General features: G+C 48.8%; 19 protein-coding genes and 1 other annotated feature. Of the genes, 3 read left to right on the forward strand and 16 right to left on the reverse strand.

Going from position 1 to position 21,159, the window contains the following annotated elements:
• Positions 1-282 precede the first annotated feature (282 nt).
• Entirely contained in the window at positions 283-1,899 is a 1,617-nt protein-coding gene (locus tag KNP00_RS02505; protein WP_215141912.1) for a peptide ABC transporter substrate-binding protein, read from the reverse strand.
• Between the two features lie 268 nt (positions 1,900-2,167).
• Between KNP00_RS02505 and KNP00_RS02510 the strand changes: the two genes are divergently transcribed.
• Both KNP00_RS02510 and trpS read left to right on the forward strand, forming a co-directional pair.
• Positions 2,168-2,536, forward strand: a complete 369-nt coding sequence (locus tag KNP00_RS02510) for a DUF3899 domain-containing protein (RefSeq protein ID WP_215141913.1) — start codon at positions 2,168-2,170, stop codon at positions 2,534-2,536.
• 42 nt (positions 2,537-2,578) lie between these two features.
• Positions 2,579-2,786, forward strand: a binding site (T-box leader).
• A 50-nt stretch (positions 2,787-2,836) separates the two neighbouring features.
• Positions 2,837-3,838: a tryptophan--tRNA ligase gene (gene trpS / locus KNP00_RS02515; protein ID WP_215141914.1), complete on the forward strand. Its 1,002-nt coding sequence runs from the start codon at positions 2,837-2,839 to the stop codon at positions 3,836-3,838.
• A 92-nt stretch (positions 3,839-3,930) separates the two neighbouring features.
• Here trpS and KNP00_RS02520 read toward each other — a convergent pair whose 3' ends face one another.
• The 15 genes from KNP00_RS02520 to KNP00_RS02590 form a co-directional block, all read right to left on the reverse strand.
• On the reverse strand, positions 3,931-5,589 hold the full coding sequence (locus tag KNP00_RS02520; RefSeq protein WP_215141915.1) for a peptide ABC transporter substrate-binding protein: 1,659 nt from the start codon (positions 5,587-5,589) through the stop codon (positions 3,931-3,933).
• 202 nt (positions 5,590-5,791) lie between these two features.
• A complete protein-coding gene (locus KNP00_RS02525) occupies positions 5,792-7,321 on the reverse strand; it encodes a peptide ABC transporter substrate-binding protein (protein WP_215141916.1) in 1,530 nt (509 codons plus the stop codon).
• A 66-nt stretch (positions 7,322-7,387) separates the two neighbouring features.
• Complete coding sequence (fabF, locus tag KNP00_RS02530; RefSeq protein WP_215141917.1) at positions 7,388-8,620, reverse strand: beta-ketoacyl-ACP synthase II; 1,233 nt, start codon at positions 8,618-8,620, stop codon at positions 7,388-7,390.
• Positions 8,617-9,576 (reverse strand): beta-ketoacyl-ACP synthase III, encoded by a 960-nt coding sequence (locus tag KNP00_RS02535; RefSeq protein ID WP_215141919.1) that lies wholly within the window; start codon positions 9,574-9,576, stop codon positions 8,617-8,619. Before KNP00_RS02535 ends, fabF begins: the two co-directional genes overlap by 4 nt.
• An 84-nt stretch (positions 9,577-9,660) precedes the next feature.
• A complete protein-coding gene (mtnN, locus tag KNP00_RS02540) occupies positions 9,661-10,362 on the reverse strand; it encodes a 5'-methylthioadenosine/S-adenosylhomocysteine nucleosidase (protein ID WP_215141921.1) in 702 nt (233 codons plus the stop codon).
• A gap of 54 nt (positions 10,363-10,416) precedes the next feature.
• Complete coding sequence (greA, locus tag KNP00_RS02545; protein ID WP_215141923.1) at positions 10,417-10,890, reverse strand: transcription elongation factor GreA; 474 nt, start codon at positions 10,888-10,890, stop codon at positions 10,417-10,419.
• A gap of 67 nt (positions 10,891-10,957) precedes the next feature.
• On the reverse strand, positions 10,958-11,593 hold the full coding sequence (gene udk / locus KNP00_RS02550) for a uridine kinase (RefSeq protein WP_215142278.1): 636 nt from the start codon (positions 11,591-11,593) through the stop codon (positions 10,958-10,960).
• 16 nt (positions 11,594-11,609) lie between these two features.
• Positions 11,610-12,251, reverse strand: a complete 642-nt coding sequence (locus KNP00_RS02555) for an O-methyltransferase (RefSeq protein WP_215142280.1) — start codon at positions 12,249-12,251, stop codon at positions 11,610-11,612.
• 62 nt (positions 12,252-12,313) lie between these two features.
• Entirely contained in the window at positions 12,314-13,456 is a 1,143-nt protein-coding gene (mltG, locus tag KNP00_RS02560) for an endolytic transglycosylase MltG (protein ID WP_215141926.1), read from the reverse strand.
• Positions 13,457-13,525: 69 nt separating this feature from the next.
• On the reverse strand, positions 13,526-13,822 hold the full coding sequence (locus KNP00_RS02565; RefSeq protein ID WP_026826425.1) for a DUF1292 domain-containing protein: 297 nt from the start codon (positions 13,820-13,822) through the stop codon (positions 13,526-13,528).
• A gap of 13 nt (positions 13,823-13,835) precedes the next feature.
• Positions 13,836-14,258, reverse strand: a complete 423-nt coding sequence (gene ruvX, locus KNP00_RS02570) for a Holliday junction resolvase RuvX (protein WP_215141928.1) — start codon at positions 14,256-14,258, stop codon at positions 13,836-13,838.
• Between the two features lies 1 nt (position 14,259).
• Positions 14,260-14,526: an IreB family regulatory phosphoprotein gene (locus KNP00_RS02575; RefSeq protein ID WP_015881196.1), complete on the reverse strand. Its 267-nt coding sequence runs from the start codon at positions 14,524-14,526 to the stop codon at positions 14,260-14,262.
• A 37-nt stretch (positions 14,527-14,563) separates the two neighbouring features.
• Complete coding sequence (gene alaS / locus KNP00_RS02580; protein ID WP_215141930.1) at positions 14,564-17,206, reverse strand: alanine--tRNA ligase; 2,643 nt, start codon at positions 17,204-17,206, stop codon at positions 14,564-14,566.
• A gap of 308 nt (positions 17,207-17,514) precedes the next feature.
• On the reverse strand, positions 17,515-19,722 hold the full coding sequence (gene recD2 / locus KNP00_RS02585) for an SF1B family DNA helicase RecD2 (RefSeq protein ID WP_240542655.1): 2,208 nt from the start codon (positions 19,720-19,722) through the stop codon (positions 17,515-17,517).
• Positions 19,723-19,792: 70 nt separating this feature from the next.
• Entirely contained in the window at positions 19,793-20,479 is a 687-nt protein-coding gene (locus tag KNP00_RS02590) for a hypothetical protein (protein ID WP_215141934.1), read from the reverse strand.
• A gap of 116 nt (positions 20,480-20,595) precedes the next feature.
• Between KNP00_RS02590 and KNP00_RS02595 the strand changes: the two genes are divergently transcribed.
• Positions 20,596-21,144: a VOC family protein gene (locus tag KNP00_RS02595; RefSeq protein ID WP_215141936.1), complete on the forward strand. Its 549-nt coding sequence runs from the start codon at positions 20,596-20,598 to the stop codon at positions 21,142-21,144.
• Positions 21,145-21,159 lie beyond the last annotated feature (15 nt).

Raw genomic sequence — 21,159 nt, forward strand, 5'->3', positions numbered from 1 at the left:
AATTCTATCTACTACTTGCACCAACAGCTTCACTATGACATAAGACCCATTCATCAAATTCACAAAATGAAAGGAATTTTCTGAAAGAATAAATTATACGTCATCTCAAGGCTCTTAGTACAGTGGCTGAAAATAAAGAATATCCCTTTCAAAGATTATTCTGAATTTTCACTGTTACTACATTATACTTTACCAACAAAACATTTGAACAGTGTTTTCTCTTAGTTCAGTACAATTTTTTAGAAAATTGGGGACATGCGGTTCGCATGCCCCCTCATTTCATTAGTTGATATCAACGTATTTGTACTGGTAGTCAGCACCGAATAGTTGACGGTTAAAGTTTTCGATGTTTGGACGAATCAAGTATGCAACGCCAGCCTGGTAAATCGGCATGATTCCTTGATCTTGTTCAATCAAGAGCGCTTCTGCTTCTTTGAACAGATCATAGCGTGCATCGATATTTGTTTCAGCGGCCGCTGCATCGATTAACTGGTCATATTCAGATGACTTGTAATTGATATCGTTTTGACCGTTGTTCGACGTGAAGATTCCGAGGTTTGTGAGCGGATCTTTATAGTCAGGTCCCCAAACCGCGAATGACATTTGGTAGTCACCGTTTGATTCACGTTCAAGTTTATTGTTGAAAGGCTGCTGTGCGATCTCGACGGTTACGTTCGGTAAGTTCGTCTCGATTTGACCTTTCATGTACTCAGAGATTTGTTTTGAAACTTCGCTATCGAACGAGAGGAGTTCAATTGTAGTCGCCTCTCCTCCAGTCGCTTCTTCCCATAACGAAGCAGCTTCGTCAGCGTTCGTTTGGAAGTACTCGACACCTTCAGTGTAATCCGTTCCGTCTTCATATTTGATGAAGTCTTTCGGAATGAATGAAGTTGTCGCCATCGAACCGTTGTTCAAGAGCTGATCGACGATTCCCGATGGGTCGACCGCACGTGCAATCGCTTTACGTGCGTTCACATCAGAGAACACTTCATCTTCGTGATTAAATTTGAAGTAACCGATTGACGAACGGAGACCTGTGTTGAAATCTTCATCTTCTTGGAATGCTGCGACTTGTTCTGATGCAAGTCCTGCATAGTCCACGTCACCAGCTTCATACAAGTTTACGACCGTTGACGTCTCTTTGACGACACGAACGTCGACTGAATCGAGTGCGACGTTGTCTTTGTCCCAATACGTATCATTTTTTGTCAAGACATATCCTTGTTCACGATCCCACTCTGTCCATGTGAATGGTCCATTGTAGAGAAGGTTCTCAGGGTTTGTCGAAAAATCAGATCCTTTTTCAGTCGCAAAAGCTTCATTGATTGGTGTGAATGTACCGAATGAAGTGAGCGAGAGGAACGATGGGTCCGGACGCTCAAGTGTGACTTCAAGCGTTTTCTCATCGATTGCTTTTACGCCAAGCTCTTCTTTCGGAGTATCACCTGTGTTGATGGCTTCAGCGTTTTTGATCGTGTTCATGATGTAAGCATATTGTGACCCTGTCTCAGGATCAACAGCACGTTGCCATGCATAAACAAAATCATTTGCCGTGACCGGTTCACCGTTTGACCATTCCGCATCGCGAAGTGTGAACGTGTAGACCGTTTCATCCTCACTCACTTCCGGCTCGCCTTCCACGAGTGCTGGTACGGCGTTCCCATCTTTATCGAGACGATAAAGACCTTCCATTGTGTTGGCGATCAAGTTGAACGCGACCGCGTCTGTTGCCAATGCTGGATCGGCTGTAGTAATATCTGACGTATCCGTCAAACGAAGAACTTTTTCTCCGTTTGAAGAAGAACCGCCATCAGAGTCGCCGCCTGTTGAACAAGCCGCGAGTACTGAACCGAGTGCCAAGATGAACGTCATCATGAGCAAAATCGATTTTTTCTTCATTGCGATTTCCCCTTTCGTTTTCAAAGCTACCCAATCGTCGAAAGTAACATCTTACTTTTCTTTAATTTTCTGAATATTTCATAAAGTAATCGACGAAAGAACGTTAGGGCTATTGTAAGAAATTTTTAATGAAACTGTCAACTATTGAATGAAACGCTATCATACGACTCATACTTGACACTCGCTTTCTTCCCTTTCTTCCTAGTATCATAGAAGAAACATGGAATGCCGCACCATTCCTCATCTATGTTGAAAGGAGATTACATCGTTGAGAAAGTTTCGAAATATATTTATTGTTTGGGGAATTGTCACAATTCTCTATACGGTTTGGTCCATTTTTTCGTATTTCCAGAGTGAGTCGATTCTCTTTCACCTAAGTGGAGGCTTGTTCGTTTCAGGAATCCTCACGTTTGCGATTGGGATGTTTTCACATATGAGCGCAAGCGGACTGTTTGACGGGATCATGTACGGTTTTAAGCGTAACCGTCGTGCGAAGCTGAGAGAAATTGATGCAGATTATGAGGAAGACGAAGAAGAAGACCCAGAAGATCGAAAGCTGCGTAAACAATCGGCGTGGAACTGGGTGTTTGTCGGGGCAGGAAGTACCTTATTGTCATTTCTCATGGCGTTGATTTAGTCTTTTTGTTTATTTATAGCTGTGCTAAACTAAATACAGAATAAGAACACGTTGAAAAAGACAAGTAGTTCAACCATCCTTTTCCACAGAGAGTCTACGTTGCTGCGAGTAGATGAACAGGCGTTGAATGAATGGACTTTCGAGTGGCTCGCTTGAAATGGAGTATGGCGAGACGGTTCACGCCCGTTACTGCGTTCAAGTGGCATAGTTTATGCAAATTTGGGTGGCACCGCGGTTATTCGTCCCGATTTATTCGGGAGGACGACTGCGGTTTTTTATATTTTACGGAGGTGTATATACATGGCAACGATTTTTTCAGGAATCAAACCGACCGGCGTCGTGACGCTCGGTAACTATCTTGGGGCGATGAAACAGTTCGTCAATCTGCAAGAAGAGAACAACGCATATTATTGCATCGTCGACCTACATTCAATCACCGTTCAACTTGATCGAGTCGATCTCATGAACAATACAAGGAAGTTAGCGGCACTCTATCTCGCTTCGGGTCTTGACCCGGAAAAAGCGACGATCTTCGTTCAGTCTGAAGTGAAGGCGCACGCTCAGCTCGGGTGGATGTTAACGTGTATCGCTGGCATGGGTGAACTCGGCCGAATGACACAATATAAAGATAAATCGCAAGGAAATGAGAACGTCGGAGCAGGATTGTTTGTTTATCCGACTCTTATGGCATCTGACATTTTATTGTATAATACGGAACTCGTCCCTGTCGGAGATGACCAAAAACAACATATCGAATTGACTCGTGATTTGGCCGAACGATTTAACAAACGTTATTATGAGACGTTCACGATGCCGGAACCTCTCATTCAAAAAGAAGGAGCCCGGATCATGTCACTCACCAATCCGGTGAAAAAAATGTCGAAATCGGATTCGAACGCCAAAGGTTACATTTCGATGCTCGATGAGCCGAATGTCATCCGTAAGAAAATCAAGAGTGCCGTCACGGACTCGAGCGGCGTCATCTCGTTCGACCGGGAGAACAAACCAGGAATTTCAAACCTACTTGAAATTTATTCGCTGTCAACGGACACGTCGATTGAAGACCTCGTTAAACAATACGAAAACTCGAACTATGGGACGTTCAAACAAGACGTTGCAGAGGCGGTCGTCGCTTTACTCGAACCGATTCAATCACGTTACCATGAACTGATTGATTCACCAGAACTTGATGAAATTCTTGATGCGGGCCGCGCCAAAGCAGAGGCCGTCGCAAACAAAAATCTTGCGAAGATTGAAAAGGCGATGGGACTCAGTCGCAAACGTGCCAAAGTTAACAAGTAAACGAACGTCAGAAGAGCTCTCAATCCGAGAGCTCTTTTTTGAACGTAAAAAAGAGACAGGCGTCCCTGTCTCTTTTTGTAAAGATGATTTGATTACTCTTTGCCTTCGATTGAAGCCCACTTGTAAGAGAAGTCCGCACCGAATGCGTGCTCGACGATATCTTTCACGTAAGGCTTGACGAGACGAGCCGATCCACGTTGGTAAACTGGTGAGATTGCATTTTCTTCAAGAACGATTTTTTCTGCTTCTTGAAGGTCAGCCCAACGTTGCTCAGAATCTGTGCTTGCTTTAGCAGATTCAATCAACTTGTCAAACTCATCATTCGACCATTTACCACGGTTGTATGGTCCATCCGTGACGAAGAGGTCAACGAATGTCATTGGATCTTGATAGTCAGGACCCCAACCAGCGAACGTGAACTCGAAGTCCCCTTTGTTCTCAAGGTCAAGTTTGTTGTTGAACGGCTGTTGCTTGATTGAAACGGTCATGCCTGGAAGGTTCTTCTCAAGTTCACCTTTGATGAACTCACCGATTTGCTTCGCAGACTCAGAGTCATAGTTGAGGAGCTCAAGTTCAACTGAATCCGTACCGAGTTCAGAGAGACCTTCTTCCCAAAGTTGTTGCGCACGGTCAACGTCATAACCACCGATGTCACCGTTCGCATCACGGAAGTCGTTACCGTCAGGACCTGTTACGAAGTCTTTTGGTACGAGGTAGTTCGCAGGAATCGAACCGTTCGCAAGAAGCGTTTCTGCGATCGCTGCTTTATCGTATGCCGCGTCAATCGCGTTACGGATTTTTTGGTTATCAAGCGCTTCCACTTCTGTGTTGAACTGAAGGTAGAAGAGAGTCGGCTCAACGACAGTTGAGAATTCGTCGCTATCTTGGTATTGAGCAACAAGCTCAGAAGTCAAACCTGTGCGGTCCACGTCACCGTTCTCGTACAAGTTAACACCTGTTGAAACTTCTTTAACGACTTTAACGTTGATCTCATCAAGTTTAACTGTGTCCGCATCCCAATAGTCTTCGTTCTTGACCATCGTCCAGCCTTGTTCGCGCTCCCAGCTGTCGAGTTTGAACGGTCCGTTGTAGAGAGTCGTCTCAGCAGACGTACCGAAGTTCTCACCCTGCTCTGTATCGAATGACTCAAGTTTTGGCATGAACACGCCGAAGCTTGTCAATCCGAGGAAGTAGTCAGCCGGTGCTGTCAATTTAACTTCAAGCGTTTGATCGTCGATTGCTTTAACGCCTACTGCATCGCGCTCGCCTTCGCCTGTGTTGTAAGCTTCTGCGCCTTCAATCTGTGACATGACGTATGCGTACTGTGAAGCGTTATCTGGGTTGAGTACTTCTTTCCAAGCGTATTCGAAGTCGTTCGCTGTGACAGGCTCACCGTTTGACCAAGTTACGCCTTCACGGATTTTGAACGTGTATGTCATTCCGTCTTCAGAAACTTCGTGAGACTCAGCCATACCTGGAGTCGGCTCATCGTTCTCGTCCATACGGTAAAGACCTTCGTTTACGTTATTTAATACGTTGAACGATACTGAGTCTGTTGCGAGTGTCGGGTTAAGTGAAGGAATGTCTGAGCTGTCGAGCAAGTTGAGGACTTGCGCTTCATCTGCCGAACCTTCTGAACCTGATCCATTAGAAGACCCTGTGTCTTCATCCCCTGTCGAACATGCAGCTAGGAAAGCACTTGAAAGAAGTGTAACCGAAGATGCTAAAGCAAAACCTTTTTTCTTATTCATTGCGATGACCCCCTGATTTTTTCGTTTTAACGAAGTGAATGATGGTAGAAAATTCAGTCATTTCTTCTGACAGTATTTGTTACCAAAATCCCGTTGATGCAATAATACAATATTCTGATAATTTTGCAAAGTGTTTATTTTGATTTTTCTAAAAAATTTTCGATATAGTCTAAAAGCCCACCTGGAATGGCAGGCTTTTAGCTCAATTTTCATATTTTTTCGCAAAGGTTAGGACATATGAAGGACCGATGACTGGATATCCGATGTCCTCATAGCCATTTTCGATCATATAAGATCGTCCGGCTTGATAGATTGGCATAACGACAGCCTCTTCTAACAGCATCGCTTCCGCATCTCGCAATAACGAGTTTCGCTCCTCTATTCGCTCGGTTGAACGCGCATGATTCATCAATTCATCAAACGATTCATTCGCATATTGACTCGAGTTTAACACGTTATTCGTCTCAAACTGAGTCAAATAGGCGGATAGCATCGGATAGTCAGGCTGCCACCCAGACAAGGAAAAAGTAAAATCACCTGAGACTTCCTTCCTAACTTTTTCTCCGAGGGGAAGCTCGACGATATTGACGGTCAAACCATCTAACTGTTCCAAATTCTTCTTTAATTTTGTGGAAATTTGACGTGCCTCTTCATCAACGAAACTAAGTAGCTCAATTTCCACTTCTTTTTTGTTCAGACGTTTTTTTACCGTTTCGAACAGTTGACTCGCATCTCCCTCCAACTGCGCGACCGAAGCTTCTCGGTCCATGACGAGTAGCCGTTCCGTCGGTTGCTCCGCTCGTGCAAGCGAGGCCTCGATTGCCGACCGGTCTATTGTCAATGCGAGCGCCTGGCGAAACGATACGTCATCAAATGGCGCCTTTTGAACGTTCGGCTTTAAATAGAACACACCACTTCGCGGAACATCTCGTAACGTCATTCCCTCATCGACAGTAGAGACGTCAAAACCGTATGGGATCGGTTGAATCCCGCTCATCTCCGTCAAGTTTTGGTCACTCTCGATCGAAATCGATTCGAGTGTGACCTGTTCAGCCTCTCGATACGTATCGTTTTTATGTAACGAAATCATCGTATCACTTAAGCGATTGAGTTTGAATGGGCCATTCGTTTCCAGTTCATCCCATCCATTCACCGATTGTTGTGGTAAAAATGCGGGCATTGCCAAAATCTGTTCGAATCCTTCAATCGGACGGATGAGAGTCAGCTCAAGCGTCTGCTCATCGATCGCCTTGACCCCTAACGTATCCGGCTCCTGCTGTCCTAGCCCAATCTCTTTCGCTGATTTGACATCTGCGAGTAAAAAACTGAACGGTGAACGGGTATCATCATCGACGAGCTTACGAAAATGGTCGACGAACGTTTGCGCGGTAATCGCGTTCCCTTCCGTCGTGACACTCTCATTTAACGTGAACGTATAGACCGTCCCGTCTTCAGATCGCTCCAACTTTTCGACGAGCGCCGGTTCGATGGACCCATCTACACTGAATCGATAAAGCCCTTCATATAGATGGGACAACACAGTTTGTGATGCCGTGTCGATCGCTAACATGACGTCCGGCTGTGTCGGAAGCGACTCTCCATAAATCGTCAAAGTCTGCTCTTCTTGTGGTAATAGTTCGCGTGACTGCTCTCGTTGTTCGTTCCAAATAAATAAAAAAAGGATAAGGACTGAACCTAACAAGGCGGTCACGATGAATGATATCTTTTTCATTCGTTGTGCTCCTTTCTGTTAGACCAACCCTTATACCCTAACCTTTTTTGACTATTTTTTCTACTGTCAGTTCATCACTTTCGCGAATGCGAGTGTCGCGTTATGGCCCCCGAAGCCGAGTGAGTTACTGAGTGCATAACGAATGTCAAGTTCCCGATTCCCTTCACGTACATAGTCTAAATCACAATCCGCTGCTGGTGATTCGCAGTTAATGGTCGGATGGACCTTCCCTTCGTGAATCGATAGCGCTGTAATGACGGCCTCGACGCCACCTGCACCACCGAGAAGGTGACCGATCATCGATTTAGACGAGTTGACGGCGAGCTTGTCGGCATGTTCCCCGAACACTCGACGAATCGCTTTCGTCTCGAGCATATCGTTTAGCGGCGTGCTCGTTCCATGCGCGTTGATGTATTGAACGTCTTCTGGATTGATTCCGGCATCACGAATCGCCTCACTCATCGCTTTTGAGCCACCTTCTGCCTCAGGAGACGGTGCGGTGATGTGGTATGCGTCCGAGCTCATCCCGTATCCGACGACTTCGGCATACATTTTCGCACCACGTGCTTTCGCGTGCTCGTACTCTTCTAAAACGAGCACCCCGGCCCCTTCTCCCATAACGAATCCATCACGATTCTCGTCGAATGGACGGCACGCCGTGTTTGGGTCTGGATTGGTTGAAAGTGCTTTGTTCGAGCAAAAGCCTGCGAATGAGAGTGGCGTGATCGGCGCTTCCGCTCCACCTGCGAACATGGCGATCGCGTCTCCGCGCTGAATGACACGGAACGCCTCACCAATCGAGTTCGTCCCTGACGCACAAGCCGTCACGGAACAGTTGCTCGGTCCTTTTGCTCCGAGATAGATGGATACTTGGCCGCTCGCCATGTTCGGAATCATCATCGGAATGAAGAAAGGGCTCACGCGACGGGGTCCACGATCATGGAGGATCGCTGACTGTTTGTCGATCGTCTCGACGCCACCAATCCCGCTCCCGATCCAAATTCCGACATCGTCCGCGATTGCTTTCACATCGAGTCCGCTGTCTTTATGGGCAGCATCTGACGCAAGAAGTGAGTATTGGATGAATGAGTCCATCTTGCGCGCTTCCTTTGGTTCGACTAAATGATCGACACTCCACTCTTTCACTTCCGCCCCGACCTTGGCCGGATACTGGCTGATGTCAATCTTCGTCAACGTATCGATGGCGTTGTCCCCTTTTAATAGGCGATCCCACATTGCTGAGACATCATTTCCTAATGGTGATACGACTCCTAATCCTGTCACTACTACTCGTTTCATAGACGTTTCCCCTCCGTAATTGTTGCGTGATTCCATGTCAGACAGCTTGCACCCCATGTGAGTCCGGCACCGAACCCGGCGATGACGACCGTTTGGCCGTCCTTGACTTTACCAGACTTGACCGCTTCTGCCAAAGCAAGTGGGACCGATGCCGCCGATGTGTTCGCATGGTCTTGTATCGTCATAACGACTTTTTCTTCTTCTAAATGTAACCGTTCCATCGCTGCATCGATGATTCTGCGGTTCGCTTGGTGTGGGACGAGTACGTCGAGGTCGCTCAACGATTTATTCGCCTTGTCCAGAGCCTCTAATACGATTTCAGGCATTTTTCGCACTGCAAATTTGAATACTTCGCGTCCGTTCATCACGATTTTGCCGTCACGGCTCTCATATAAATATTTACCGCCTGTACCGTCACTGCCAAGGACGAGCGAGTCAATGGAGGCGATGGCATCTTCCCCGAGTACGACAGCCCCTGCGCCGTCCCCGAATAGAACAGCCGTCGAGCGGTCATCCCAATCGATCAAATCTCCCATCTTCTCTGCTCCGATGACGAGCGTCTTTTTGAAGCCTTTTGAATCCATCAGACTCTTCGCTGTGTCCATCGCAAAGATGAACCCGCTACACGCCGCGCTCACATCGAACGCCACGGCACCTTTCGCACCGAGGTTCGCCTGTACGATACATGCTGTCGCCGGAAAGGCTGGCGCGGTGGCGGTCGCACAGACGATCGCTTCAATCTCATCGATGGTGATGCCTGCGCTCTGTAGTGCACGTTCTGCGGCTCGTGTCGCCATGTCAGCGACCGTCACGTCATCTTCAGCAAGGTGACGTGCCTCGATGCCGGTACGCGTGCGAATCCATTCATCGCTCGTGTCCATCCGTTTCTCTAAATCGATATTCGTCACCCGATTGTCCGGTAAGAACGATCCGATGCCGATGATTCCAATATTCATATCGTCGACCCCTATTCTTAGTATCTGGTACTAATATAAGGGAACAAAAAGAGGATGTCAATGCATCCCCCTCACTTATGCTAATCATGATTGAGCTAGACGTTTTGTCACGGCCATGACCATCTTCGCTGAATTGATTGATGCTGTCTCTAAAAACTCATCAAATGACAAGTTCGCTTCTTCGTCCGCACTGTCTGAAATCGAGCGTGTGACGACGAACGGTACACCGAACTGGTAACACGTCTGGGCGATTGGAGCAGCCTCCATCTCGACGGCAGCAACCTCTTCAAAGTGACCGAGGATGTCCGCCACACGTTTCGAGTCATTGATGAATGAATCTCCCGTCACGATCAATCCCTGATGTACATTCACGTCCGGCAAATTTTCGATGACGTCTTTACAGACGCTAATGAGCTCTGCATCCGCCTCATACGCCGGTGGCATACCCGGTACTTGTCCGTATTCATATCCGAATGCGGTCACATCGACATCGTGGTGACGAACTTCCGTCGAGACGACGACGTCTCCGACTTTCATTCCTTTTTTAAAGCCGCCTGCAGATCCTGTGTTAATAACGACGTCCGGTTTGAATTTATCAATCAAGAGTGTCGTGCCGATGGCTGCATTGACCTTGCCAATCCCTGACTTCAAGATGACGACTTGCATGTTGCCAAGGTAGCCTTCATAGAAATGATAATTTGCGATTTCTATATCTACCCGTTCTGTCAACTCGTTCCGAAGCAAGTTCACTTCTTCTTCCATCGCGCCGATGATGCCTACTTTCATTCCGGTTCCTCCTCAGAAAGAGAGCGACTTCCATAAAGGAGGTCGCTCAACAACTTATTTGATTTCTTTGATTTCAACGACCATGTCGCCACCAGGTGTCTGTACCGTGACCACATCTCCGACTGTACGCCCAAGAAGCGCCTTAGCGATCGGTGATTCATTCGAGATTTTCCCTGTGAACGGGTCCGCCTCGGCACCACCGACGATCGTGTACGTCTCATCTTCGTTGTCTTCTTGGATGAAGAACGTTACCGTCTTCCCGATTGAGACAACCGAGTTGTCCGCTACGTCATCTTGAATGATGACCGCATTGCGAAGCATTTCTTCAAGTTGTGCGATTCGGCCTTCGACCATCGCTTGTTCTTCTTTCGCCGCGTCATATTCCGCGTTCTCTGACAAGTCACCGAAATCACGTGCAATCTTGATATTTTCAACGACTTCTTTACGGCGGACCGTCTTCAGTTCGTTTAATTCATTCTCGATCTTCGCTTTTCCGTCTAACGTCATATAATGTTGTTTTTCAGCCATTTCTGTCACTCCTTCATTGTCTCCTAGTATATTACAGCTAGGGGTGAATTGAAAACGATTTATTTCCTCACGCGCGATTGCGCTCAGTGAGCACCCAACGGATTTTTGTCACGAGTAAGTCAATCGCGACAAAGTTCTCTCCGCCTTCGGGAACGATGATGTCCGCGTACCGTTTCGTCGGTTCACAGAATTGTAAATGCATCGGACGCACGACGTTCGTGTACTGGGCCACGACCGAATCGATTGAACGTCCCCGTTCATTGATATCACGTTGCATACGACGCAAGATGCGTACGTCTGCATCCGTATCCACGAACACTTTAATATCCATCAACTCGCGCAAACGGGCATCTTCGAGTGCCAATATTCCCTCTACGATGACGACATCGACCGGTTCGATTAAAATCGTTTGATCCGACCGTGTATGCGCCGCATAATCATAGACGGGCTTTTCAATCGCTTCATGTTGTTGAAGCTGTTGGATATGCTCAATCATCAAATCGTTATCAAAGGCGAAGGGGTGGTCGTAGTTCGTCTTGTACCGTTCTTCCATCGTCATGTCTGATTGATCTTTGTAATATGCGTCTTGCTCAATCATGACGACCGATTGACCTTTAAACGCATCGACGAGCGCGCGGGCCACGGTCGTCTTTCCAGATCCGGTCCCCCCGGCCACGCCAATTATGACGGGTTTATGTTGCATCAAAGTTAAGTCCTCCTCATCGTAATTTACGACTGATTGCTAGGCCATCACCAAGGGGCAAAATTGCAGTATGATAATCGGTCCGTGCCATCAATTGCTCAGTAAACTGCTTCACGAGACGGACGAGCCGGCGTCTGCGACGGTCAAGCACTGACACGTCATTCAGCAGGACATCTCCTCGTAAAAACAAATTATCGCTGTAAATCGTACCACCAATTGGTACTAAAGCGCCATACCCATCAAAAAATTTTTGATATTGTCCTTTTGCCGCATCGATAAACACGGCATCGAACTCACCGGCGATTGACCCGATCAACTCGACGGCATCACCGTGGATGAGCGTGATTCGATCGCGGACATCCGATCGCTCGATGAATCCCGTCGCTTCTTCGAACCGACGGGCATTCCGCTCAATCGTGACAATTTCTGCATCGGGCAATAGTTCCGCCATGCGAATCGCACTATACCCGATTGCCGTCCCGACTTCGAGGATGCGCGCCGGTCGTTGCATCGCCAATAAGGAAAGGAGTACTTCAGAACCCGTCAAATCCATGATTGGGACGTGATGAACACGGGCGAACTCCTCCATCTCCGTCAACAGCGGTGAGCGGTCATTGATCAGTTTTTCTACATATCCCTCGTAGGATGCATGGTCCACTCGTTCCACCTCTTAACTCTCTTCATTCAAACGACCGGAAGCATCCGCTTCCGGTCGTCCCATCAATTACTGTTTGCTTCTTCAAACGCTTCCCATTCGGAACGGTACGTATTGACGTTTTGTTGGTGATCTTCGTAGTTGACTTCGAACAATACTTCTCCATTTGGGAATCCTTCACGTGGAGGACGTGCGTAAAAGTAAATGTTATCCGTATCATTCGGGTTAAGCATCGCCTCGAATGCATCGCGGCTCACGGCTGCGATTGGACCGATTGGAATGCCCGCATAGCGATACGTGTTATACAAAGAATCGTTTTCTAAGTCAGCGAATGACGTGAAAATCGATGTCTCCCCGGTACCGTACCAAACGGTCGGGTCAGATTGTAACTTCATTCCATCGCTAAGGCGATTCTCGAAGACACCGGCAATCTCTTTACGGTCTTCCGTCGATACGGCCTCTTTCTCGACAACAGATGCGAGCGCGAGCGTCTCGTGGAATGTCCGTCCCGAATCGGCTAGACGACCTTTGTATTCTTCATACATACTTTCGGTCGGTAATAACATCTCATCGATAATTTCGTTCAGGGTTACCCCTTTATTGAACTCATACGTGGCTGGGAACAAATATCCTTCAAGCGGATGATAGATGCCGTCCTGTAATACTTCCTCTGTCAACATCTCATGCTCGTTCACGAGAGACTGGATGTATTCACGATCGCTCAATTGCTCAGAAATCTCTTCTTTTGGAATATCAGCGACTTTCGCAAGTCGTGCGATCACCTGGTCGATCGTGAACCCTTCTGGAATGACAAGCTTGATATCAGGGACCACAATGACTTTACCTGTTTGCAACGTTTCAATCAACTCATCGATTGATTGTGACGGAGATAACGTGTACGTCCCTGCCTGGAACGACGATTCGTTTTTAAAGCGTGTATAGAAACGGAAAATCGTGCTACTCCTTACAAGCCCATTCTCTTCAAGTAACTCACCAATGTATCCCGAGCCGGCACCGAGCGGGACTTCAACTTCGACCGTTTCCGTCGAATTGGCGTCAACCGGTTCGACAGAGCGCTTCACAAACACGTAAGTTAGCGCTGAGCCCGTGGCGATGACGAGAAGGAAGATCGCAAGGATGACAACCGTGATGCGACGAACGATTCGGTTGCGGGCACGTTTCTCATCTGACATAGATGGATGATTCATGCATTTCTCCCCTGTTCTTTTTTAAAAAGAGAGGCGACGAGGGATGCACCCCAGCCGCCTGTCCTCTATTTAGTCTAGACCGACTTCGTCGCTGACGATGTCGAATGCTTCCATGACCTCATCAAAGTCTTCATCGTCTTCAACGAGCTTCAAGATGAATTCGCCATCTTCAAGTTCTTCAATTTCAAATGCGTACACTTCAATCGTGTCCTCATCTTCTGTCTCTGGTGCGCCGACCGGTTCGAGCACGACAAACGTCTTCTTCGTGCGGTCGCTCGTCATACGGAAGATTTCTGCAAATAAATGCTCATCTCCGTTTTCGTCTGGAATACGGTACATTTCTTCTTCACGACGGATTTCTGCCATGAGAGATTCCTCCTTATTTCCCGGAACGATCCAGGTAGTTTTGTAAAATCATGACGGCCGCCATTTTGTCGATGACCGCTTTTCTCTTTTTGCGGCTGACGTCTGCTGAAATGAGCATTCGTTCCGCCTGCATCGTCGTCAATCGTTCGTCCACTAATACACACGGGATACCCGTCTCTTCAGTGAATGCCTCAGCAAACACCTCGGATGCCTCACCGCGTGGACCGACCGTCCCGTTCATGTTCTTCGGGTGACCGACGACGACTTCTTTCACATCGTACTGCTCGATAATCGGACGAAGGAGACGAACAGCCTCAGCAAAGTCTGGTTCGGTCCAGTAGACCGTCTCCACACCTTGCGCTGTCCATCCCATCAGGTCACTCACTGCGACCCCAATCGTCTTCGAGCCGACATCAAGCCCCATGACTCGCTTCATATTAATCCTCTCTACGATCGTTCAAATACGATTTGACCAACTCTTCGAGCAGTTCATCCCGTTCAATTTTGCGAATCAAGTTGCGCGCATCATTATGACGTGGAATATAGGCCGGGTCACCTGACAACAAGTATCCCACGATTTGATTGATCGGTTGATAACCTTTTTCCTCGAGTGCTTGATATACCGTAATCAGCGTCTCACGTGTGTTTGCGCGTTGATCATCTTCTGGAAAATTGAATTGCATCGTGCGATCCATTTGGCTCACAAGAATCCACCTCTTTCCGTTTGCACTTCACACTCTATTATGCCAGTGATTCGACGTAATGTGAAGCAAACTTCAATGCTTCGTCCAGTTTTGTTGCATCACGGCCACCTGCTTGTGCCATGTCTGGACGACCGCCACCGCCACCACCGCAACGTGTCGCGACTTCTTTAATCAGTTTTCCGGCATGGAAGCCACGGTCGTTCAAATCTTTCGTCACACCTGCGACGAGGTTGACTTTCTCCCCGTTAGCTGACCCTAAGATAATGACGGCAGAACCGAGTTTTCCTTTTAAGTCGTCGACCATGCTGCGAAGGGCATCCATATCTTGTCCATCGACGCGTTTCGCAATCAATTGAACGCCATCAATCGTTTCGATTGCATCCGTTAATGATGATGCCTCGATGTTCGCGAGCTTCGCTTTAAGCGACTCTGAAGCACGCTCGACTTCTTTGATTTCAGCTTGAAGTGCCTGTACACGTGCAGGAACTTCGAGAGGTTTCGTCTTCAACAACTTCGCTGTCGCTTCTAACGTCTCGATCTGCTGGTTCATCACTTCATATGCGCCAGCTCCCGTGACTGCTTCAACACGACGCGTCCCAGCGCCAATTCCTGACTCAGACAAGATTTTAAAGAGTCCGATTTCAGCCGTGTTGGACACATGGATTCCACCACAAAGCTCAACCGAGTACTCACCCGCTGATACGACGCGTACCATGTCGCCATACTTTTCTCCGAAGAGCGCCATCGCCCCTTTTGCTTTCGCGTCAGCGATATTCATCTCTTCGATGTCGACACCGACCGATGCCCAAATCAACTCATTCACTTGACGCTCGATCGATTGAAGCTCTTCTGACGTCACTTGACCGAAGTGAGAGAAGTCAAAACGAAGGCGGTCTGATGTCACGAGTGAGCCCGCCTGATTGACGTGCTCGCCGAGCGTGTCTTTGAGCGCACGGTGAAGAAGGTGCGTCGCCGTATGGTTCTTCACGATTGCTTGACGCGACTGCTTGTCGACCGTTGCCGTGACGGCCACTTCCGCTTTCGCCACACCTGACTCGACCGTTACCGTATGCAAGTTTTGCCCGTTCGGTGCTTTCGAGACGTCTTTGACGCGAAGGAGGAAGTCTTCTCCGACGATTTGTCCGTTGTCGCCGATTTGACCGCCGCTCTCTGCATAGAAAGGCGTCTGATCGAGAATGACTTGCGCTTCTTCTCCGACAGCGACGACGTCAACGAGTTCGCCGTTGTGAATCAAACTGATGATTTTTGCGTTCGTCTCAAGGTTGTCGTAACCGATGAACGTCGATGGCATCGTGATGTCTGCAAGTACACCCGACTGAATTTGCATCGATTCAACGTCCGCACGCGCTTGACGTGCACGTTCACGTTGCTCATTCATTGCTTCTTTGAAACCATCCTCGTCGACTGTCATCTGATGATCTTCTGCGTATTCGATCGTCAATTCAAGCGGGAAACCGTACGTGTCATACAGACGGAATGCATCTTGGCCGCTGATGATGTTCGACCCAGCTGTTTTTTGTGCTTTTGCGACTTCGTTCAAAATCGCAAGTCCATCGTTCAACGTCTCATGGAAACGTTCTTCCTCGTTCTTGATGACTTTCTTGATAAAGTCTTTCTTCTCGTTCACTTGTGGGTAGAAGTCGACCATGATGTCACCGACGACATCGACGAGCTCATACATGAACGGACGCTCGATGCCAAGCATCTTCGCATAACGAACGGCGCGGCGGAGAAGACGACGGAGGACATATCCCCGTCCCTCGTTCGATGGGAGGGCCCCGTCACCGATTGCGAACGATACCGTACGGATATGGTCCGCGATGACTTTGAACGCGACATCTTTACTATTGTCTTGACGGTACGCGTCGCCACTGATTTTTTCCGTTTCACGAATGATCGGCATGAAGAGGTCCGTGTCGAAGTTCGTCGGCACGTCTTGAAGGACGCTCACCATCCGCTCGAGACCCATCCCCGTATCGATGTTTTTACGTGGAAGTTCCGTGTAGTTCCCATGTCCGTCATGATTATATTGGCTGAACACGATGTTCCAGATTTCAAGGTAACGCTCGTTCTCTCCGCCCGGATACAGTTCAGGGTCTGTCGGGTCGTCACCGAACGCAGGTCCGCGATCAAAGAAGATTTCCGTGTTCGGTCCAGACGGGCCTTCACCGATTTCCCAGAAGTTATCTTCAAGCGGGATGATGCGATCAGCCGGCATGCCGAGATTCAACCAGATCTGTTTTGACTCTTCATCGTCCGGATGAATCGTGACAGAGAGACGGTCCGGATCGAGTCCGTACCATTCGTCGCTCGTCAACAGTTCCCATCCCCATGTGATCGCTTCTTCACGGAAGTATTCGCCGACCGAGAAGTTCCCGAGCATCTCGAAAAACGTATGGTGGCGAGCCGTCTTCCCGACGTTCTCGATATCGTTCGTCCGAATCGATTTTTGAGCATTGACGATGCGTGGGTTCGCAGGGATGACACGACCATCAAAATATTTTTTCAGTGTCGCCACCCCAGAGTTGATCCATAACAAAGTCGGGTCTTCGACCGGTACGAGCGAAGCACTCGGCTCCACGCTGTGACCTTTTGATTTGAAGAAATCTAAGTACATTTGGCGAACTTGTGCGCCAGTCAATGATTTGAGCGGTTTCATGAACCATTCCTCCTTATTTCTGAACGAAACGAAAAAAAGCGACGCCTGCCCCTGTGGAAAGGGACGAAAGCATCGCTTCGTGGTACCACCCTCGTTTGCACGGTACGTACCGTGCCTCGAACATCCGTTAACGTGGATGAGGCGCCCAGGTTTAGTGGGGACTCCAGAATAGCTTCGGTCGGCCACCTCCATCTTCTCGCAGCCTAGGAAGATGTCTCTGTAGAGGTGGTGACGACGTACTCGTTTCCTTCATCGTCTGTATCGTTTCAGTTATCTATTCGTCATTATCACACGCGTTCAAAGAGACGTCAAGACTTCCCGCCTAAGCGCTCGACCAATTTTGTCCGACGGATAGGCTCTTCTTCTCGCGTCGCCGCTTCGAGTGCCCGTACGTCTCCAAACAGGAGTAAACTTTTCTTCGCCCGGGTCACAGCCGTGTAAATCAAGTTACGTGACGACCGGAACCCCCCGTTGAAGAAGACCGGCATGAGCACGATCGGGAACTCGGAACCTTGTGACTTATGAATCGTGATCGCATACGCATGCGTGAACTGGTCCCATTCACTGCGATTGTACTCAACTTCCGTCTGATCGAAACGAATATACACTTTATCGACCTTATCGACGTTCTCTTTCGCGAAGAAGATGTTCGTGATCTCCCCGATGTCTCCGTTATACACGTTCTCCTCGGCGTTGTTGACGAGCTGAAGGACTTTATCCCCATTTCGGTAAACTCGAGTCCCGTGTTTCACTTCGCGTGCATTCGACTTCGGGTTGAACACGTTTTGGAGCGCCTCATTCAATCCATCGATCCCGCAAACACCTCGATACGTCGGGGCGAGCACTTGAATGTCAAACGGCGAATACCCTTTCCGGAGAGCCGCTTCAGCCATCTGACAAATCGCTCGGAGCGCCGCCTCCTGGTTCGCCGTATAGAAACGCCGGTCCGGGAGCGCCGCCAACAAATCGTCCGGCATTGTTTTCGCGTTCAATGAATGGGCGAGTCGGAGAATGCTCGACTCCGACGCTTGACGATGGACGACGTCAAGTCGGACGACGGGAATCCCGTCTGTCGCCATCAAATCCGCAAGCACTTGTCCCGGTCCGACAGACGGGAGCTGGTCGCGGTCTCCGACGAACAAGATTTTCATGCCGTTCGGAACCGCCTTCAGTAAACTTCGGAATAAGAAGATGTCAATCATCGACGCCTCATCGACGATGAGCACTTTCCCGACAAGCGGATTCGTCTCGTCGACTTGGAACGAACTTCCGTCGAACTTCAACAGACGGTGAATCGTCGAGGCGGGAAGCCCGGTCGATTCACTGAGGCGTTTCGCTGCTCGACCGGTCGGAGCGGCCAAGACAAACGGGAACGGCTGGTTCGGGACCGGTTCTAACTTCCAGTCGAAGACGTCACTAAGTGCGTGAATGATGCCACGAACGACCGTCGTCTTCCCTGTTCCCGGTCCCCCGGTAAGGACCATGAGGGGCGATTTGAGGGCGAGTTCAATCGCTTCTCGTTGTTGTGTCGCATATTCGATAGAAAACATCTCCTCGACACGACCGACTGCGTCGAAAATCGTCGTCATATCCACGTCCTCCGTCGTCGAGGTCGCCATGATCCGTGCCAACTCTTCTGCCGCCTTCCGTTCGGCACGGTACACGCGAGGGTGGTAGACGACCCCGTCATCGATGACGACCCGTTCTTCATTGGCGAGCGAAGACAGCGCCGCGACAAGCGCGTCACCTGGGTCCGCCCCGATAATCCGTGGCATCTCGGTCTCGAGTTGTTCTGCCGTCACGTATAGATGTCCGTTTCCTTGCTCGAGTTCTAATACGTATAGGACCGCCGCCGCAATCCGTTCGGGATGAATACCTTGAATGCCGAAATGCGCAGCGATGGCATCGGCCGTCTTGAATCCGATTCCTTGTACATCGTACATGAGCGCATACGGATTCTTCTCAATCGTCTCCATCGCCCGACCTTCATATTCTTTATGGATTTTTGAGGCGAGACGCGGTGTCACGTCGAATGGGGCGAGAAATAAAAGCAACTGGTCGACCCCATACAACACGTTCAGGCGCTCGGTGATCACACGCGCCTGTTTTTCTTTTAATCCGTTGACCTCGGACAGGATGCTCGGATGTTTCACGATTTGATCGATGCAATCGTCCCCGAGCGTGTCTGCAATTTTTTGTGCGGTCTTTTGACCGATTCCGGGGAAAGACCCGTTCGTCAAAAAACGGACGGCTGCCCGTTTCGTCATCGGGACGACACGGCGAATCCAATCTGCCTTCATCTGTTTCCCGAATTTGGGATGTTCGACGAGACGACCGTGCGCCTTATACGTTTCGCCTTTTTCGATGCCGACCCCGACGCCAGCGATGACCATCTCGGTCTCGTCCGTCTCAAAATTTTTCTCTTTTATTCGTACGAGCGCAATCGTATGCGCTTCTTCTTCTGATTGAAACAGGACTCGAATGACTTTTCCAGTCAACTCGTAAGGTGCTGCCATCATATCCGACACCTCCAGCTATTTTTCCATCATCCATTATAGCCCGAGATGAATCGATTGAACAAATGACCTAACTAAACAAGCTTAGGATTTGCTCGATACGGTCGAGGTCGACGACTTCAAGGATACGAATCAACTGTTCGATGTCGACTCGGTCTAACACACGTTCCACCTGTTCGAGGTCCACTTCCTCCACCAAACGCTGAATCCGGTCCAAATCACCTGAAGCCTGATATGCCTCGAGCTTCGTAAAGAGCTCTGTCTTCTCGATTCGAATCGAGTCTTCCAACATGCCTCTACCGCCATACAAGACGAGACCGATGACCGCTAACTGAATCGTCCAGTTCGTCAATACTTTCCAGAACGGGACGGTCTGATGGATGAACGGGATGAGCGGAATGAATGTCAATTGTAAAAGTAAGACCGCCACTTGAACGTATACGTCCGAAATCAAGAGGCCGAGAACGGCAAGAAACAAGGGAACGAACCACCCGACACCGATATGTTCAGACGTGTACAGCCATGATTTTTTGTTCGCATATACGTAGTGAACACCCCATCCAACGAGAAGAAGCGCGACGAACAGAACGAGTAACAGCGTGAGTAGCCCATCCGGTTCAACGACCACTTGATATAAGATCGTGTTCGTCCACTTCCCGTCTAACAGTCGCTCATTCACCGAATCAAACAATTGATTCAGCCATATATATTCGACTATGAAAAACAGAATGACACTGACCATGCTATATTTTCGCAAGTCATCCGACCTCCTTCTATAAAGTTGTCATTCCCCCACATCGAGACGGCTAGTCGCGTTTTTGAACCATGGAAAGGGGGAACTGTTCGAATGACACACTGAAGGAGGAATCATCTATGGGAAATCGTATACCCGTCAGCGGTTTATGTGAACTCGTATTAGAAGTGACAGACATGAACGAAGCGGTAGCGTTTTGGCACGAAAAGCTCGGGCTCCCTGTCGTCGAACAATGGGTCGGTGACGATGCCGAACCGAGTGAATCTCAAGAACAGGCGAACGAGCCGTGGGCAACGTGGCTCTATATCGGCGGGAACACGCGGTTAGGTCTGTGGCTGAAACGTAACTTCACGGAGGAAGAGGACGCGTCTCGAAAACAAGACGTGACGGAATGGGATACACTTTATGATGAAGGTGGGGTCCACGTCCACTGCGCGTTTTTCGTTCCGATGGAGTCGTTCGAACATGCGCTAGACATCTTGGACGAGACCGATGTCCCCGTCAAACTACGGACGTGGGACGAGGATGAGACAAAAAATGGCAAGGAGCGCTCGGCTTATTTTAAGGACCCGAGCCATAACGTCATCGAACTGTATACAAAAAATATGGATGAAGCATACGGTGAGTTCGCCGGAGAACCCGTCAAAATTACGACAAAACAACTCTGACCACCACAAAAAGTG

The sequence above is a fragment of the Exiguobacterium qingdaonense genome (assembly GCF_018617855.1).
Taxonomy (GTDB): Bacteria; Bacillota; Bacilli; order Exiguobacteriales; family Exiguobacteriaceae; genus Exiguobacterium; species Exiguobacterium qingdaonense.

Bases quoted from the DNA above. Each gene is read 5' to 3' on its own strand.
- mltG (WP_215141926.1), bottom strand. From the start codon at position 13,456: ATGAATCATCCATCTATGTCAGATGAGAAACGTGCCCGCAACCGAATC.
- fabF (WP_215141917.1), bottom strand. From the start codon at position 8,620: ATGAAACGAGTAGTAGTGACAGGATTAGGAGTCGTATCACCATTAGGA.
- recD2 (WP_240542655.1), bottom strand. From the start codon at position 19,722: ATGGCAGCACCTTACGAGTTGACTGGAAAAGTCATTCGAGTCCTGTTT.
- KNP00_RS02535 (WP_215141919.1), bottom strand. From the start codon at position 9,576: ATGAATATTGGAATCATCGGCATCGGATCGTTCTTACCGGACAATCGG.
- KNP00_RS02505 (WP_215141912.1), bottom strand. From the start codon at position 1,899: ATGAAGAAAAAATCGATTTTGCTCATGATGACGTTCATCTTGGCACTC.
- udk (WP_215142278.1), bottom strand. From the start codon at position 11,593: ATGCAACATAAACCCGTCATAATTGGCGTGGCCGGGGGGACCGGATCT.
- alaS (WP_215141930.1), bottom strand. From the start codon at position 17,206: ATGAAACCGCTCAAATCATTGACTGGCGCACAAGTTCGCCAAATGTAC.
- KNP00_RS02595 (WP_215141936.1), top strand. From the start codon at position 20,596: ATGGGAAATCGTATACCCGTCAGCGGTTTATGTGAACTCGTATTAGAA.
- trpS (WP_215141914.1), top strand. From the start codon at position 2,837: ATGGCAACGATTTTTTCAGGAATCAAACCGACCGGCGTCGTGACGCTC.
- greA (WP_215141923.1), bottom strand. From the start codon at position 10,890: ATGGCTGAAAAACAACATTATATGACGTTAGACGGAAAAGCGAAGATC.
- ruvX (WP_215141928.1), bottom strand. From the start codon at position 14,258: ATGAAGCGAGTCATGGGGCTTGATGTCGGCTCGAAGACGATTGGGGTC.
- KNP00_RS02520 (WP_215141915.1), bottom strand. From the start codon at position 5,589: ATGAATAAGAAAAAAGGTTTTGCTTTAGCATCTTCGGTTACACTTCTT.
- KNP00_RS02525 (WP_215141916.1), bottom strand. From the start codon at position 7,321: ATGAAAAAGATATCATTCATCGTGACCGCCTTGTTAGGTTCAGTCCTT.
- mtnN (WP_215141921.1), bottom strand. From the start codon at position 10,362: ATGAAAGTAGGCATCATCGGCGCGATGGAAGAAGAAGTGAACTTGCTT.
- KNP00_RS02565 (WP_026826425.1), bottom strand. From the start codon at position 13,822: ATGGCAGAAATCCGTCGTGAAGAAGAAATGTACCGTATTCCAGACGAA.